The following is a 16203-nucleotide window of genomic DNA, read 5'->3' on the forward strand; positions in this document are numbered from 1 at the left end:
GCGACTGCATCCCGGGCAGGCCGCCGGGGTGGCCGTCCCCGCGCGTCCCCCGCCCGATCAGCCCCGCCCGATCAGCCCCGCCCGTCCTCCGCCGCCGCGGATTCCGCTGCGGCAGCGGCCGACTCGGCGGCATCCACGCGTGCCTTCATGTCGGTGACCTCTGCGGGGCTTGTGGTCACGGGGCCGTCGGGCGTTCCGCCGACTTTCTCGTCGCTGTTCTGCCCGCAGCCGGTGAGGGCCGTGAGGAACAGCAGGGTGGCCGCGACGGCGGTGGCGGTGCGTCGGCGGGACATCACTTCTCGCTCCCGTTGTTGTTCGCCTCGCACCAGGTCTTGACGGCAGTCAGGTCCTTCCGGCGCTTCTCGAGGGTGGGAACGAGGGAGCGGCGGAAGGTGAGCTTGTCGTTGAGGTAGGTCTCGATCTCGGTGTGACCGGCTGCCTTGGCGTTCTCGACCCGCTTCGCCAGCCGCGCGATGGAGCCGCGCTGCGTCGCGTTCCCGTCGAGGCGGGCCAGGGCTCGATCGAGACGCTTCTCGATCTTCGGGACCCGCTTGCAGAGAGCCTGGGCGCCGTCGCCGGTGGGCGCGGCGTCCGGCGACGGTGTCCCTCCGCCGGCGGAGGCCGTGCCTGCCGCGGCGAGCAGCGCGGCGACGGCGGTGAGAGCCAGGGCAGCGGTCTTGACGGTCCTCATGGCGGTTTCTCCTCCGGATCGGGGCGAGGCCCATCTGCCTGCGCCTGCCGAGAAGTTAGGAGCCGTCCTTGTGGAAACCTTGTGGGTGCCGGGCAGTTCCGGTCAGCCAGTCCCGCTCGGCCGGCAGGAGGATCTCGGTCTGCCTGCTCTCCCGCACCGGTAGCCGCACCTCGATCCTCGTACCGCCGGCGCCAGGGCGGTCCTGGACCTGGACGCGGCCGCCGTGCAGGGCGGTCTGCTGCGCGACCAGGGTCAGGCCGAGCCCGGAGCCGGGGCTGTCCGGTCTGCGCTCGAAGCGATGGAACACCGCATCGCGGCGTGGCGACGGGATGCCGGGCCCGTGGTCGTCCACCGTCAGGACGGCGACCGAGCCCGTGGGCTGTCCGCCCGCTCGAAGGCCCAGCTCGATCCGGGCCCGTCCGTCGCTGCCCCGACCGTGAGTCAGGGCGTTGGCCAGGAGGTTGTCGACGATTGTCCGTACTCCGGGCTCCCATGCGTGCACGCTGAGGCGCGGCATCACCGGGACGGTGATCTCCGCTGTGGGATGCCTGCGCCTGGCGTCGGCGACGGAGGCGTCGATCACTTCGGTGAGGTCCACCGGACCGAAGGCATCGGCCTCGACCAGGTCGCCCCGTCCGAGTTCCCTGAGCATCACCAGCAGGCTCAGCAGCCGGGCGTGCTCGGCCCGGAGATCCCTCAGGACCTCGTCCCGGTCAGCCGATGCGAGGTCGGGATGCCCGGCGAGGATCTCCAGGTTCGTCTGCATGCTCATCAGCGGGGTGCGCAGTTCATGCGCCGCGGCGGAAGCGAACGACCGGGCTGTGGTCAGGGCACCCGTGGTCCGCGCGGCCTGTTCGTCATAGCGGGCCAGTACGGTCTGCAGCGTACGGGCGAGGTCGTCGACCTCGGTGACCCCGGTCCGGCTGTGGTCGAGCCTTGCCGCATCCACCCTCGGGTCGAGGCCGCTGGTGCGCTGTTGCAGTCGTCGCAGCGGGCGGCCGGCCCGCGAGGCGCCAGCCAGAGCCAGCAGCCCGGACAACGGCGCGGCCAGCAGCGCCACGGTCACCACGCGCCGACGTACGAGAGCCAGTTGGTCCTCGCTCGCGGTATCGGGGGAGAACAGCCACAGCGTGCCGTCGACACCGGGGCGCGAGCCCTGCACAGGCACTGACAGCACCCGCCAGCTCCTGGCCCCTTCCTCGACGGTGACCGGCGTCCGAGTGCTCTGCGGAAGCGGTACGGAAGCATCGGGCTGCGGGCCGCCCGAGACGGTGCCCCGCGGCCCGGTCAGCCGGATACCGACATCCAGGCCGGAGGCGTACAACTGCCGCTCACGGGCCTGCTCGACCGCAGCGGGACGGTCGGCGGCGGTGGCCCGCAACAGCCGGCGGGCGTCCCCCGCGGCCACTGCCGCACGCTCCCGTAGATGCGCGTCCTGCTCCGCATGGAGATCACGGGCGACCAGCCGGAGCAGCAACCATCCCGCCGCCAGCACCAGAACCGGCACGGTGACGCCAATGGCGAGTGCGATACGCGTCGACAGCTTCACGCGCTCCGGCCCCCGTTGTCCGGGCGCAGGACGAAACCGACGCCCCGCACGGTATGGATGATCCGCGCCCGGCCGCCGCTCTCCAGCTTGCGCCGCAGATAGCTGACGAAGGTGTCGACGGCATCCGTGCGCACCTCGAAGTCGTACCCCCAGACCCGCTCCAGCAACTGGTCCCTGGTGAGCACGATCCCCGCGTTGCGCGCCAGGACCTCCAGCAGCTCGAACTCCCGCCGGGTCAGCACCAGCAACTCGCCGTCCAGCCGCGCCTCGCGGGCCGCCGGATCCAGCACCAGAAGGCCGATGCGGACCATGTCCGTGTCCCTCGGCGGCCGCCGGCGCAGCAGCGCCTCCAGCCGCAGCACCAGCTCCTGCAACGCGAACGGCTTGACCAGGTAGTCGTCGCCACCCGCCTGCAGCCCCGCGATGCGGTCCGCCGTCTCGTCCAGCGCCGACAGCATCAGTACGGGCAGGTCGTTGCCGTCGTCGCGCAGCGCCCGGCACACCTGGATTCCGTCGAGATCGGGCATCGAGATATCGAGCACGACCACATCGGTCGGCTCCCGGCGCACATGGACCAGGGCGGGCCGCCCTCCCTCGGCCAGCGCCACCGCGAAACCGGCCAACCGCAGTCCCCGCTCCAGCGAACGCCGGATCGCCGGATCGTCGTCCACCACCAGCACCCGTCCCCGACCGACGTCACCACCCATCCGCGCCTCCCGCCCTCTCAGCTCCCTGCACCACACCGGCACCCACCCCATCGTGTACCAGCAAACAGCCGGATCTGCGCCCGCCGGGATCCGGTCGGCTGCGGATGTGGGAGGCCAAGGGCCGTGGGGCCGGCCGCTGCGTTACGAAATGGTGGCGTACGGTGCCCGCCGCGGCCCGGCCTCCTGTGAACCGGTAGCAACCAGACCCTTACTCCCGGGAAACCACGCCGGGCACCCCGGTTCGTAACGTCTTCGGATGTGATGCGCATCCAACGACGCCTGTTACAGCGACCGCCCGCTCTGCCCGGCTGGGGCACGATCCGCGGCCGTGTGGCCATCGTGCTCGCCGTCCCCACCTGTCTGCTGCTGGTCGTGACCGGCCTCGGCGTCACCGACCGGGCTGCCGACTGGTCCGCGGCGCGCGAGACCGCCGGCCGAGTCGAGCTCCTCCTCAAGGCCCAGGACCTGGTGCGTGAGCTCCAGCGTGAACGTGGCCTCACCAATGGCCTGCTGGGCGGCGCCGCGAAGTACCGCGACGACGTCGATGTCCAGCGCGCACGTACCGAAACCGCCCGTGCCGGATTCGACGCCCTGCTCGGGGCGGGGGCCGCGGGAGCGGACACCGCCGACGCCTTGCAGGAGGCGCTCGCCCCGGTCGCGGCGCTGGCCGCCGTACGCCGCCAGGTCGACGGCGGCACTGGTCAGCGCGCCCCAACCCTGGCCGCGTACACCAAGGCGATCGATGGACTGATCGACGCCGCAGCCGCGGAACCGGCTCGCGGTGACCGTGACCTCGCCGAGGCCATGGGCGCCTGGCAGGCCCTCGTCCGAGCCACCGAGGCTGTCGCTCTTGAGCGCGGCTCCCTCAACGGGGTCTTCGCGGCAGGGCGTTTCAAGGGGAACGAGTTCCTCGACTTCACCGAGGTGCGGGCGGCCCGGCTGGCCTTCCTGGCCCAGTACGCCGAACTCGCCACCCCCGCCCAGCAGTCCGCGCTCGACGCAGCCTTCGCCACCGGGGGCGCCCGGCGGGCCATCGGCTACGAGAAGCGGGCCGAGGGCGGAGCCGATGGAAGCCGCCTCGCCGTGGACCCGGGCACATGGTGGTCGTCGATGACGGCGCTCGTCGACCAACTCCATGGCGTTCAGCGGCAGATCGGCGCCGAGGTCCGGGTTCGCGCGGACCGGATCGGGGACGACGCCACCGGCCAGCTGGGCGGCTTCATCGGCCTCGGTGTGCTGATCCTCGCGGTCGCGGCCGCACTCGCCGTGCTCTCCGCCCGCTCGATCACCCGGCCGCTCGTCGCACTCGCCGATGAGGCCGACTCGGTCGCCCGTACCGGGCTGCCCGCCGCTGTTGCCCGGATCCAGGAGGCCAAGGCGGACGACGAACTCGTCTCCGGACCGTCCCGCAGGGTGCCTGACAGCGCCCGCGAGATCACCCGGCTCGCCACCGCCCTGCACAATGTCGAGCACACTGCGATAGGTCTTGCGACCGAGCAGGCTGTGCTGCGCCGCAACAGCTCCGAGTCGCTCGCCTCCCTCGGCCGCCGCAATCAGGCACTGCTCTCCCGCCAGCTCGGCCTGATCACCACGCTGGAGAGTCAGGAGATCGACCCGGACGCACTCGGCGAGCTCTTCGAACTCGACCACCTGGCCACTCGCATGCGCCGCAATGCCGAGTCGCTGCTCGTGCTCGCGGGGGAGGAGCTGCCGCCGCGCACCTGGTCGGGACTGGTGTCGGCGGCCGAGGTGGTGCAGTCGGCGATCGCCGAGGTGGAGCAGTACCAGCGCGTCGCCGTGGTCGACGTACAGGAGGGCCGGATCCGCGGCCGGGCCGTCGCCGAGCTCTCCCATCTGCTCGCCGAACTCATCGAGAACGCCCTGCTCTTCTCACCGCCTACGCGTCCGGTCGAGATCTACGGCTGGCGCGACGGCGGGGAGTACTGCCTCGCGGTCGTCGACCGCGGCTCCGGGATGAGCGCCGAGGAACTGACCCGCTCCAACGCCCGGCTCGCGGGCCGGGAGTCCTTCCTGGTCGCCCCCACCCGCTACCTCGGCCACTTCGTCGTCGGGACCCTCGCGGCCCGTCTCGGCGCCCAGGTCGAACTGCGCCCCACCCAGGGGCAGGAGGGAGCCTGCGGAGTCACGGCGTACCTTGCCCTGCCGACCGCTCTCGTCGATGTGCCGCAGACGCAGCCGGCGACGGCCGGCTGATCGTGTCTGCCCCGCCACGGTCGGTCCGGGGCCACGTCTCCAGTGGCCCCGGAGGCAGGGGGAGTGCGGAGTGCGGCGGTGAGCGCCGCGGCGGTCTCAGGCGGACCCGACGCCGAGCTCGCGGCCGCGGTAGAAACCTTCGCGCTCCTCCACGACGTAAGGGGCCATGGCCGCACGCCGCTGTGTCTCCGCCTCGGAGGCCCGCCAGGAGTCGCACGCCTCTGCGGTGTCCCAGAACGACACCCCGGTGATCTCCTGCCCGTCCTCGGTCCAGTACGCATAGGCGCGGCGCAGGCCTTGCGGGTGCGGAGCAGGGCGCCAGACCCTCTCGAACTCCTCCAACGCGCCCGGCTTGATGCGGCGCGTCGTCACCCAGACGAAATGCTCCTCCATCGCAGCCTCCTCTGGAACGCCGGTTCGACTCGACGGTCATCTCATCGTAGGTCCGTGGCGCCGCTTCCGCCCGCCGCCAGGGCCGACGGCGTACGGCTCACTGTCCGGCCCAACGTGACCGCTGCCCGGGCGAACTTCGCGGCGTCCACGACCGCCGCACCGCCCAGGTCGTTGTTGAAGTACACATACACATCGTCCTCGTCCGGCCAGGCGTCGCAGATGCGTCGGGCCCAGGACTTCAGCGCTTGGCGGCCGTAGCGCGGCGGGGGCTCGGCGATGCCGCCGTGCAACCGCACGTACCCCCACGAGGCTGTACGCCACAGTGGTGTCACCGGGCGGGATCCCCGATCCGCCCAGCACAGTGCGCTGCTGTGCCGTTCCAGCACCTGCCGAAGCTCCCGCTCGGCCTCCCACCACGAGGTGTGGCGGAATTCGACGGCCACCCGGACCGTGCCGGGGAAGCAGCTCAGGCAGGCGTCCAGAGCCCCGATGTCCTGCCGGAAGTTGGGCGGCAGTTGCAGCAGGACGGGCCCCAGCCGGTCGCCCAGGCCCTCGGTCCGGTCGATCAGCCGGCGCACCGGCTCCTCGGGGTCGTGCAGCCGCTTCACATGGGTCAGATAGCGACTGGCCTTGACCGCCATGACGAAGCCCTGCGGCGTCCGCTCCCGCCAGGAGGCGAAGTTCTCCGTGGTGGGAAGCCGGTAGAAGGCGTTGTTGTTCTCCACAGTGGCGAAGTGCCGGGCGTACTCCTCCAGCCACAGCCGCTGCGGTTGCTCGGGCGGATAGAGAACGCCGCGCCAGTCCTTGTACTGCCACCCCGAGGTTCCGACGAGCATGGGCATGGTCAGATCCCTGCCCATGCGGCAGCGGAATGTCGCCGATCAGCACTGCAACGGCCCTGCACGTTGCGTCACCCGGGAACGAAGGCGACCCGGAACATCTTGGGCCACCACTTGCCGGTGAGCAGGAACTGATGGGTTCCGGGAATGGCCGCGATACCGTTCAGGACGTTCGCGCGCCGCCTCTCGGCTGTGCTGAGCAGTGCCGGAACATCAATGTCGCCGGTCACCGTGCCGGTGTTGGCGTCGATACGCACAATCCGATCGGCAGACCAGACGTTTGCGTACACGATGTCACCGACGCATTCCAGCTCGTTCAGCAGGCTCACGGGCCGCCCATGAGCGGTGACGGCAACCTCCCCTGTCTTCGCGAGTGTTCCGGGGTCCCGGAAAGTGAGCCGGGAGGAGCCGTTGCTCGTCACCAGCCGGTCGCGGTGCCGCTGGTGGCACACTCCCCAGCCTTCGTCCCGGTAGGGGACCCGGCGCAACTCGGCCAGCGTCCTCACGTCCCGTTCGACCGCGACACCGTCCTGCCAGGTGAGCTGCCACAGCGTCGGCCCCACAACGGTGATTCCCTCGCCGAACAGCGGCAGGGGCAAATCGGCGCGGACCGCGGGAGGCTTGCCGAGCGGCCCCGCCCGAACCGACGACTGTCCGGCCACGCCTGTGCTCTCGTACAGCATGCCGCCGGTCATCTCCAGGCCCTGGGTGAAGGCCTTCGGGTCATGGGGCAGGACCTCGACGACCTCCACCTTCAACCGCTCGACCCCTGCCGCGGCCCGACCGTGCATGCCCGGGCCGCGGCCCTCGGCTCCGCCACCCGTCCCGCACGACGGGACGAGCATTCCACTGACCAGGGCCACGACCACGACAGGGATCGCCGGCGCAAGACGCATGTCGCCTCACACCGGCACGGTGGCCGGCAAGAGCAACCCTGCCCCGCCCGACCGGCTCACGGACGCTCGCTCCCAAGGCGTAGTTGTCCCGGCGTCGGCTCGCCGCCGTTGGGGGGCGAGGGGACGACCGAAGGGGACAGGCCGTCCACGAACACCGGCCGGGTCACCTGGTTCTGCGGTCGTGTCTTGGCCGAAGCCGGCGCCCCGTGCCCCTTGGCAGCGGGCCCTCGGCCGGGGACCACTGCAGCAAAGCGTGACGACACGAGCGCGGTGAGCCGTTCCGTCGTGTTCTGCTTCGGCCGGTACTTGTACGCATAGCCGTATGCGTCGCCCTCCCCGCGTGCCGGAGCGCCATTCATGACGGCCCCCAGCACAGGGACGTTGACGCGTTCGAGGATGCGCAAGGCGTCGACGACCTGGCTCCTGCTTGTCCGCCCGGCGCGCGCCACGAGCAGGTAGCCGTCAATGGAGGGTGCCATCGCTGCCGTGTCGGCGAAGGGGAGCACCGGAGGGGTGTCCACCACGACATGGTCGAATTGCTCGGCAAGAGAATGCAGCAAAGAGGCGAACTGGGTGCTTCCGAGGAGCTGGGTCGGGTTGGGCGGAATCACCCCGCTGGTGAGCACGGAGAAGGACCCGGCCGACTGCAGCACCTGATGCAGCTCGGCCTGGCCCACCAGAGCCGTGGTGAGCCCGGCGTCCCTGACCAGGCCAAGGGCTGGAGCAATCGACGGGCGGCGCAGGTCGCAGTCGATCAGGCACACCCTCGCGCCCTCTTCGGCCAGTGTGGCGGCCAGGTTGACCGACACGCTGCTCTTGCCCTCACGGGGCAGCGGGCTGGTGACGGCGATCACCTTCGGCCGCTGGTCCACTTCCGCGAACTGCAGGTTGACCCGAAGCTTCCGGAAGCCCTCCGCACGAGGTCCGTGCCTGTCGTCGCGCAAGGAGATCGGCTGCCGTACGGCTCGCGGGTCCTGCACGATGCTGGACAGCACGGGAGGCCCACCGGCCCCTGCCAGACACTCGGCGAGGGCTTTGGAATCACGCATCGACGTGTCCACTGTCTCCAGTGCGACACCCAGACCCAGCCCGAGAACCAGGCCCACCGCCAGACCGAGCGCGACATTGAGAGTGGTGTTCGGCGACGAAGGCGCGGACGGCACGGTGGCAGGCTGGGTGACGGTGAGTCGCACCGGGGAAGCGGACTTGCTCTTCTCCGGACGTTCCAGCTCTCTGATCACCTGTGCGAAGCGAGCGGCGACCGCGTTGCTCATCCGGGCAGCTCGTGACGCCCGGGTGTCAGTGACGGTCAGACGGACCAGCACCGTGTTGAGCGGCGCCTCGGCCGAGATCCGCTCGGCCAGCTGAGACGGCGTCAAATCGAGCCGGAGGGATTTCACGACCGGCTTGGTCACCTCCGGGCTGGCCGCCACATCGGCGTAGGACTGGACTCTCGCCTGGGTGAACGCGTTTCCCTGATTCAGCTGGGACGTGTCGGCGCCACCCTGGAGGGAAGCGAACAGCGTGGTCGTTGCCCGGTACTCGGGAGTGGCCAAGGCACTTGTCAGGATGCCTGCCCCCGTCCCCAGCAAAGCCACAAGGGTGATGACGTGCCATCGGCGGGAAAGGACTCGTAGGTATTCGCGCAAATCCAAGGCCATCCCCGATCGGAGTGAGTGAGTGGACAGTCACGCTAGGACCACGCTGAAGGATTTGGGGTACATGGCATGCATGCTCGCGCTTTAGTACCCCAACGGAGTGCACGGGCGTCCCCTCGGTGGCGCCTCCATGTCATTCAGCGCGGTCTCCACGAAAACCGGGTCGGGGACGCCGTCCTTCAGGGAGCGGGCACCGTGATGACGCAGACATTGTTGCCGCCGACACGGTGAGACTCCTATCTGCTTGCCAATCAGAATGTTTCGGAGGAATATGCCTGACACTCGCTCGACGCGGTTCCCGTCCATCTCTTGAGTGACACTCGTCAGGCGAATGGAGTCATGTCGGCCGTCAAGGGGGGCACGAACGGCCTAATTGCGGGTTCCATTCATTCTATTTGCGTTATCCCCGGTTATCGTTGCCATGCGTCGCCGGTGCACATGCCCCCGGCAAGGCCCCACCCGCAAACCTGGAGTGACGGCGTGATGGATCGTCCGAAGTACCTGGTCACCGGAGGAGCCGGCTTCATCGGTTCCCATCTCGTCGATGCACTGCTGGCACGTGGTGAGCCGGTCGTCGCACTCGATGACCTCAGCACCGGACGCCTGGAGAACCTTGCGCATGCGCGTGAGCAGGGTAACTTCCAATTCATCCACGGCTCCGTACTGGATGCGCCGCTCGTAGACGATTTGGTGCGTGCATGTGATTGTGTAGTGCACCTGGCGGCAGCCGTAGGTGTGAAACTTATCGTCGAACAGCCGCTGAATTCTTTCACCATCAACACCAAAGGCACCGAAACCGTCATCGGGGCCGCTCACCGATATGGCCGAAGGGTAATCCTGGCCAGTACATCGGAGATCTACGGCAAGAACTCCTCCGGACCGCTGAGCGAGACCTCCGACCGGGTCCTGGGCAGTCCCGCTGTCCTACGGTGGTCCTACAGCACCGCCAAGGCGGTCGACGAGATCCTCGCCGAGCTGTACCGCCGGGAGTACGGACTGCGTTCCACCATCGTGCGGTTCTTCAACACCGTCGGTCCTCGGCAGAGCCCCGCCTATGGCATGGTCATCCCGAGATTCGCCCGTCAGTCGGTCCGAGGAGAACGCCTCACCGTCTACGGCACCGGGCAGCAGAGCCGCTGTTTCCTCCATGTCGCGGATGTGGTCGAAGCGCTCCTGTCGCTGATCGACCTTCCGGATTCCGTGGGTGAGACCTTCAATGTCGGCAGCGACGAGGAGATCAGCATTCTGGATCTCGCGGAGCGGATCATCGCCTGCGCCGAGAGCACCTCGTCCGTGCACCGTCTCTCGTACAGCGAGGCCTACGGACCGGGGTTCGAAGACATGGAGCGTCGTGTCCCCGACACCACGAAGCTGAGGGCCTTCACCGGCTGGCAGCCGCAACGGAACCTCGACGATGTGCTGGCGGACGCCGTCGCGGATGCCCGAAGCGAGGTGAGCCGGCAGGTACTCGGGCTTGTCGCCGACGGCCAGGCCAAGGGAGAAACAGGCAATTCCACCGGCCAGACCGTGCTGGCGGGTCCATGTCCGGTCTGAGCCCCTGGTTGGTGTCGGCAGTCGCGGGGCTGGGGGCTCTGCTCATCGCTGCCCTGCTGACCGAGCCACTGCGGCGGCTGGCCCTGCGGCGCGGATACACCGACCAGCCGAATGCACGCAGAGTCCATGTCCATCCCACGCCTTATCTCGGCGGCATCGCGGTCGCGGTTGCCACCCTGTGCTCCGCGAGTGTGGCGACACTTGCCGCGAAGGAGCACGACACCACAGTTGGCGTCGTGCTCACATGCGCTGCGCTCATCGCCGTTCTCGGCCTCGCCGACGACCTGCGTCCGCTCAGTATCCGTATTCGTGTCTGCGTCGAGGCGGCGGCAGCCCTGGTGGTGGTTCTGTGGTGCGGCCATCCCGTGCTCTTCGGTACATGGCTCGACGTGGTCGTCGCGGTCGCGTGGATCCTCTTCACCACCAACGCGTTCAACCTGCTGGACAACATGGACGGCGTGGTCTCCACCGTGACCGTGGTCACCGCGGGATTCCTCTGCTGCGCCGCTCTCTCCGGCGGTCTGGTGGGCACCGCCTCGGTCATGGCCGCCCTGGCCGGGGCGTGCGCAGGCTTCCTCTTCCACAACTGGCATCCGGCGCGGATCTTTCTGGGTGACGCGGGCTCGCTTTTCGTGGGCTTTCTGGTGTCGTCCGCCACGGTGTCCCTGCACAGGGACAACGGCGCCCTGTCCGGGTACACCAGTCTGTTCCTCGTCACCTTGGTCGTCACCGCGGACACCGGACTGGTCATGGTCGCGCGACGCAGGGAGGGCAGACCTGTGCTGCAGGGCGGTAGGGATCACATCGCCCACCGACTCCGCCGCCTGGGACTGACTGTTCGTCAGGTGGCCGTTGTCATCGGAGGCTTCGCGGCCATGACATGCCTGACAGCGGTGCTCGTCATGTTCAAGGTCCTCCCGCAGAACGCCGTGCTGGTCACGGTTGTCTCCGTCACCCTGGTGGCCTGGGGTCTGCTTCTGAGGGTTCCTGTGTACGCCGTGAGCGGGGACGCACAGAGCTGAGGGGAGCCACGGTGCGTCGCCGTGGCTCCCCTCAGCTCTGTCGTCAGCCCACTTCCACCGTGAGGGACTTGGCCGCCGGCAGCTCGGCGTACTCGGGCAGGGTACGGAACCAGCGCACCGTCTCGGCCAGTCCACGCGGCAGCGGCACTTGGGCGACATCGGGGAAGAGCTCGCGCAGCAGTCCGTCCGCGGCCTGGGAGTGGCGTACGTCTCCCGCCCTCGCCGCCTCGTGCCGGATGTCGGCCGGCGACCCGATGATTTCCGCGAGCTGCTGGGCGATGTCGATGAGGGGCACCCGGGTACCGAAGGCCAGGTTCACCGGACCGGGGTACGCGACCTTGCGCAGGACCGCATCGGCCAGCACCCTGACGACGGTTCCGACATAGGTGAAGTCCCGCGTCTGCAGTCCGTCGCCGAAAACCCTCGCGGGCGTGCCGCGCAGCATGGCATCGATGAAGGCCGGGATCACGGCGGCATAGGCATGGCCGGCCGGCTGCAACGGTCCGTAGACGTTGAAGAACCGAAACGCCAGAACCCGGAGGCCGAACGAGGCGCCGTAGGCGAGGGCATAGGACTCGGTGGCGAGTTTGCTCGCGGCGTACGGGCTCATGGGCTGGGTCGGCAGCTCCTCGTGTTTTGGAAGCACGGGAACGGCACCGTAGACCGAGGAGGACGAGGCGGCGACCACCGGGAGGCCTGCGCGTCGGCAGGCCTCGAGGACGTACACCGTCCCGGTCGCATTGACGTGATGACTGGCGACCGGGTCCGCCAGCGAGCGCGGCACGGACGGGCGGGCTGCGAGGTGGACGACAGCGTCCATTCCGGCGACGACGCTGTCGAGGAGGTCGGGGTCGAGAATGCTGCCCTCGATCAGCTCCGCGTCGACTCCCGCCAGGTTGGCTGCGAAACCTGTGCTCAGGTCGTCCAGAGCGATGACCTTGCCTACAGTCGGGCGGGATGCAAGCTCTCGGCAAAGGTTGGCGCCGATGAAGCCGGCGCCTCCCGTAACAAGGACGTTCAACAGTGCTCACCTTTCGAACGGGGATGCGGGCCACCAGCCGCGGGCGACGGCGATGGAGGTGTAGAGAGCCTGTGTGTCGGCCACCAGACGTTCCTCGCTGAAGCGCCGGCTGGTGAACGTACGCGCTCGTGCCCCCATCTCCTGGCGCAGTTCCCCGTCGCGCAGCAGAGTCACGGTGTGGCGAGCGAGTTCACCGGACGACAGCCCGGCCAGGAGCCCCGTCGTTCCGTCCTGTACGACTTCCGCGACGCTGCCGACGTTTGTGGCCACCGCCGGCAGCCCCGCCAGGCCGGCCTCGATCAGGCTGACGGGCATGCCTTCGTTGTCCGAGGTCAGCAACACCAGGTCGGCCGCCGCGTATACGGTCTCCACGTCTGCGCGCCAGCCCAGCAGGTGGAGCGAGTCACCGAGGTCGGTGAGCGCTTCCGGATCCGGCTGGAAGTCGCCCGATCCACACACCACGAAATGCGCTGCGGGTACGGCGCGGCGCACCTCGCGGGCTACGGCGAGAAAGCGGTCGGGTCGCTTGATTCCGGTAATTCGTCCCACATAGGCAACCACGGGACAGCCCTGCGGGAGTCCGAGCAGTCGCCGGGCTTCCGAGGACTCCGGTGCGGCTGCGAGTCTGGTGCCGGGCGGCACGACCGTGAATTGGTCCGCCTTTCCGATACCGGCGGCGACGAGGTCGTCCCGCACCCGGCTGCCCACGGCGACCAACCGATCGCTCAGGGCTGCCAGCCTGCGCTCGGTCTGCACCAGGACGCGAGTCTTCGCCGGGGAGAAATAACCATGCAGGAGATGGCCGTGAAATGTGTGCACCCTTGAGGGGACACGCGCCAGCACCGCAGCCGCCCGCCCCAGCGCGCCCGCCTTCGCGGTGTGCGTGTGGACGATATGGGGCCGGAATCGGCGCATGGCTGCCGCCAGTTCGAGCAGGCAGCGCGCATCGTCCGTGGGCCGCACAGTCCGGCCCAGGCCATTGAGCCGATGGACCGGCAGGTCGGGTGCCCGCTGCTCCAGATAGTCCGCCTCACCCGCACCCACAAGTCCGGCAATCAGCTGGTGGTCGAATCGCTCGGTATCCAGCCCCCGCATGAGCGCCGAGACCTGGACGGCCGGACCACCGATATTCATTCTCGTGATGACTCTCATCACGCGTAGGCGTGGGATGCCGAAACCCGTGCTTTGGTGCGTGGCAGTCGACATGTGCCAGATATTAAGCCGAGCGCACTCCGGTATCTGTCAAGGGCGCGAAGTATGTGTCCGCTGCTTTGGGCAACCCTGTCGGAATTATTTTGGGAGACATGGAGGGAGCGCCGCGATCTCGGTACTCGGTCGATTCTTGTGTCCATCACCGCAGCGTCGAGCCCCTTTTCGGCCGACGTCTGATATACCCGCGTCAGTACGCACGTTACCCCGTTACGCACGTTTGCCGGAATCCGCGGTACATGCTCCCAGGAGGAAGGAGACCATGAGGTGATCGACTGCTCCAGCGAGGTAGAGCAAGGCAAACGCTTCGCCTTCGGCCGCAACTGGCGGAAGTTCAGCAAGCTGGTCGACGAGGACCGTATCGTTGCCGCTCGGGAGTCCCTCGTAGCGGCCCTGGGAACCGGCGACCTTGCGGGGCGCACGTTCTTGGACATCGGCTGTGGCAGCGGGCTGTTCTCGCTGGCCGCACTCCAGCTCGGTGCGAAGGTGTACTCCTTCGACTACGACCCTGACGCCGTGGCGACCACCAGGCAGCTGCGTAACCGGTACGCGCCCGACAGCGACTGGCGGGTGGAGCACGGTTCGGTGCTGGATTCCTCCTTCGTCTCCCGCTTCGGACAGTTCGACATCGTCTATTCCTGGGGAGTGCTGCACCACACCGGCGCCTTGTGGGAAGCGTTGGACACCGCCTCCCGGCTGGTTGCCCCCGGCGGCTTGCTGTATGTGTCGATCTACAACGATCAGGGCCTGCGCAGCCGCGCGTGGAGGCACGTCAAGCGCACCTACAACTCCTCCGGCCCGGTGACGCGGGGCTTGCTGGTCGCCGGCAGCCGGATGTATCTGAAGGCTCCTGAACACGCGGCCGCCTTGTTGAAGCTGGCCAGGACGGGGCGACGTCCTGTCGGCGGCCGAGGTCGACGTGCTCGCGGCATGTCCGTTTGGTACGACCTCATCGACTGGGTCGGAGGCTATCCCTTCGAAGTCGCCGCTCCGGAAGAGGTGTTCCGCGTGGGCCGACGCCATGGGCTGGAGCTGCGCCATCTCAAGACCTGCGGAGGAGGCCTGGGCTGCAACGAGTACGTCTTCGCCTCAAGTGATGCCCAGGACACGGCGCGGACGTCACCCGCGGACCGCAGCGCGACGTCGGTGACCTGACCGTCCTCCGAACCGACAGCCTGCGCGGACGGCGGCAGGACTTCCCGGCGCCGCCGTCCGCGCCGGTACTGCTTCTCCGCACCGCGCGCGCAGACTTCGGCGTGGAGCGAGGCTGTGTCCGGTCCACGGTGATCGACATCTGCTCATGCCGGATGGTGGGCCGGTTGATCGCCGGCCCCGGGTCGGATCACGCCACGGCGATGCCCTCGCGGGCCGTCCGGCCTTCTACTTCGTTCCACGGACGACATAGAGCCCGCGAATGCGTTCGACCGTGAATTCGCTCAGGCGAAGGTCCCTGCACCAGCGTTCGAGGCGGCGGCGTGGCTGGGGCCGCTCGAACTGAGGCGAGAGCCAGTCGAAGGTGTCCAGAATCGACCAGGTCCGCAAGGTTTCGGCGTCGGTCAACCCGAGGTGGCGGTGGTTGGCGACGGGAACGAGCCGCGTCAGGTAGTCGCCCACCCGTGGGACTGCCCCGAGGCGCATGGAAAGCGGCAGGAGGCGAGGGGTGACGGATTGGACAACGCTGTAGAGCTTGTCGGGAGGAATGCGTTTGGTGACGGGCCGCAGCAGTTGCCGCAGATGCGGATAGGCGACGATCGCTGCGTACACGTCGATGCAGAATTTTCCCCCGGGACGCAGATAACGGAAGATGGTCTTGAAGGTCCGCTCGACGTCAGGTGTGTGCTGGACGACCCCGAGGCAGACGAGGTAGTCGAACGACTCATCCACCAGGGGAAGGTCGTAAATGCTGGCCTGAAGAAGCCGCAGGTTGGCGAATCGGCCATTTGATGTGGCGTTGGCGTCCACTGCGTTGGAGAGGTCGAAGGAGGTTACGGCAGCGCCGGTCCGGCACAGCACCTCGGTGAAGCGCCCGGCACCGCTTCCGCACTCAAGAACCTCGCGGCCCTGCAGTTCATCAGCGGTCCAGCCGCTCTCCCGCAGAAGGCGATCTCTGGATACGGGGAGCCCCACATACGAGTCGAGCTGGGTGACCCGATGCACATTCCATTGATACCCGAACGATCTCCCGTAGTTGTCCTCGGGAACGAATCGCGGGATACCGTCGCGCACCGGATAGGTCCGTCCACACCTTTTGCAGGACAGTGTGGTCTCTCCGTGAAGCCGCACACGGCAGTTCGGGCAACGAAGCGTCTCGAACCAGCAATAGTCCCGGTTCTTCTCCGTAAGGCCGTCAGTCAATCTCCTGTGCATGCGGAAAATGCTAACCGGTGGTTTGCTTTCAGGCGGGCAAGGACCGCGTGTCGTGTTCTTGCCGGACTCATGAGTCGGAAGCT

Annotated in this window: 15 protein-coding genes and 1 pseudogene; 4 read left to right on the forward strand and 12 right to left on the reverse strand. The window is 68.3% G+C overall.

Annotated elements, in window-relative coordinates:
* Positions 1 to 71 precede the first annotated feature (71 nt).
* The 4 genes from OG735_RS22390 to OG735_RS22405 are packed head-to-tail and all read right to left on the reverse strand — an operon-like array spanning position 72 to position 2947.
* Positions 72 to 293 (reverse strand): hypothetical protein, encoded by a 222-nt coding sequence (locus OG735_RS22390; protein ID WP_327324954.1) that lies wholly within the window; start codon positions 291 to 293, stop codon positions 72 to 74.
* Complete coding sequence (locus tag OG735_RS22395; protein WP_327324955.1) at positions 293 to 691, reverse strand: hypothetical protein; 399 nt, start codon at positions 689 to 691, stop codon at positions 293 to 295. The genes OG735_RS22390 and OG735_RS22395 overlap by 1 nt, the downstream gene beginning before the upstream one ends.
* A gap of 55 nt (positions 692 to 746) precedes the next feature.
* Positions 747 to 2240 (reverse strand): HAMP domain-containing sensor histidine kinase, encoded by a 1494-nt coding sequence (locus OG735_RS22400; RefSeq protein ID WP_327324956.1) that lies wholly within the window; start codon positions 2238 to 2240, stop codon positions 747 to 749.
* The gene (locus OG735_RS22405) at positions 2237 to 2947 is read right to left on the reverse strand and encodes a response regulator transcription factor (protein WP_327324957.1); all 711 of its coding nucleotides are present in this window, start codon (positions 2945 to 2947) and stop codon (positions 2237 to 2239) included. Before OG735_RS22405 ends, OG735_RS22400 begins: the two co-directional genes overlap by 4 nt.
* Positions 2948 to 3277: 330 nt before the next feature.
* Between OG735_RS22405 and OG735_RS22410 the strand changes: the two genes are divergently transcribed.
* The gene (locus tag OG735_RS22410) at positions 3278 to 5161 is read left to right on the forward strand and encodes a sensor histidine kinase (protein ID WP_327324958.1); all 1884 of its coding nucleotides are present in this window, start codon (positions 3278 to 3280) and stop codon (positions 5159 to 5161) included.
* Positions 5162 to 5257: 96 nt separating this feature from the next.
* Here OG735_RS22410 and OG735_RS22415 read toward each other — a convergent pair whose 3' ends face one another.
* The 4 genes from OG735_RS22415 to OG735_RS22430 all read right to left on the reverse strand — a co-directional run bounded on the left by OG735_RS22415 (position 5258) and on the right by OG735_RS22430 (position 8950).
* Positions 5258 to 5554: an antibiotic biosynthesis monooxygenase gene (locus OG735_RS22415; protein WP_327324959.1), complete on the reverse strand. Its 297-nt coding sequence runs from the start codon at positions 5552 to 5554 to the stop codon at positions 5258 to 5260.
* A gap of 41 nt (positions 5555 to 5595) precedes the next feature.
* Complete coding sequence (locus OG735_RS22420; RefSeq protein WP_327324960.1) at positions 5596 to 6396, reverse strand: DUF72 domain-containing protein; 801 nt, start codon at positions 6394 to 6396, stop codon at positions 5596 to 5598.
* A 68-nt stretch (positions 6397 to 6464) separates the two neighbouring features.
* Positions 6465 to 7289 (reverse strand): glutaminyl-peptide cyclotransferase, encoded by an 825-nt coding sequence (locus tag OG735_RS22425; protein WP_327324961.1) that lies wholly within the window; start codon positions 7287 to 7289, stop codon positions 6465 to 6467.
* Between the two features lie 56 nt (positions 7290 to 7345).
* Complete coding sequence (locus tag OG735_RS22430; RefSeq protein ID WP_327324962.1) at positions 7346 to 8950, reverse strand: polysaccharide biosynthesis tyrosine autokinase; 1605 nt, start codon at positions 8948 to 8950, stop codon at positions 7346 to 7348.
* Between the two features lie 336 nt (positions 8951 to 9286).
* Between OG735_RS22430 and OG735_RS22435 the strand changes: the two genes are divergently transcribed.
* Together OG735_RS22435 and OG735_RS22440 are read left to right on the forward strand one after the other, a co-directional pair.
* Positions 9287 to 10501, forward strand: a complete 1215-nt coding sequence (locus tag OG735_RS22435; protein ID WP_327324963.1) for an NAD-dependent epimerase/dehydratase family protein — start codon at positions 9287 to 9289, stop codon at positions 10499 to 10501.
* An 11-nt stretch (positions 10502 to 10512) separates the two neighbouring features.
* Positions 10513 to 11523 (forward strand): MraY family glycosyltransferase, encoded by a 1011-nt coding sequence (locus tag OG735_RS22440; RefSeq protein WP_327324964.1) that lies wholly within the window; start codon positions 10513 to 10515, stop codon positions 11521 to 11523.
* Between the two features lie 43 nt (positions 11524 to 11566).
* On the opposite strand, the gene OG735_RS22445 is transcribed toward OG735_RS22440, so the two are convergent.
* The gene (locus OG735_RS22445) at positions 11567 to 12544 is read right to left on the reverse strand and encodes an NAD-dependent epimerase/dehydratase family protein (protein WP_327324965.1); all 978 of its coding nucleotides are present in this window, start codon (positions 12542 to 12544) and stop codon (positions 11567 to 11569) included.
* A 6-nt stretch (positions 12545 to 12550) separates the two neighbouring features.
* On the reverse strand, positions 12551 to 13750 hold the full coding sequence (locus OG735_RS22450; protein ID WP_327324966.1) for a glycosyltransferase: 1200 nt from the start codon (positions 13748 to 13750) through the stop codon (positions 12551 to 12553).
* Positions 13751 to 14020: 270 nt separating this feature from the next.
* Between OG735_RS22450 and OG735_RS22455 the strand changes: the two genes are divergently transcribed.
* Positions 14021 to 14908: a class I SAM-dependent methyltransferase gene (locus tag OG735_RS22455; RefSeq protein ID WP_327324967.1), complete on the forward strand. Its 888-nt coding sequence runs from the start codon at positions 14021 to 14023 to the stop codon at positions 14906 to 14908.
* A gap of 225 nt (positions 14909 to 15133) precedes the next feature.
* Here the strand turns inward: OG735_RS22455 and OG735_RS22460 are convergent, their stop codons facing one another.
* On the reverse strand, positions 15134 to 15979 hold the full coding sequence (locus tag OG735_RS22460) for a class I SAM-dependent methyltransferase (RefSeq protein ID WP_327324968.1): 846 nt from the start codon (positions 15977 to 15979) through the stop codon (positions 15134 to 15136).
* Positions 15980 to 16120 (reverse strand): annotated as a pseudogene (locus OG735_RS42010) (Trm112 family protein); the annotation flags it as partial.
* Positions 16121 to 16203: the final 83 nt, after the last annotated feature.

This window comes from Streptomyces sp. NBC_01210 (assembly GCF_036010325.1).
GTDB lineage: Bacteria > Actinomycetota > Actinomycetes > Streptomycetales > Streptomycetaceae > Streptomyces.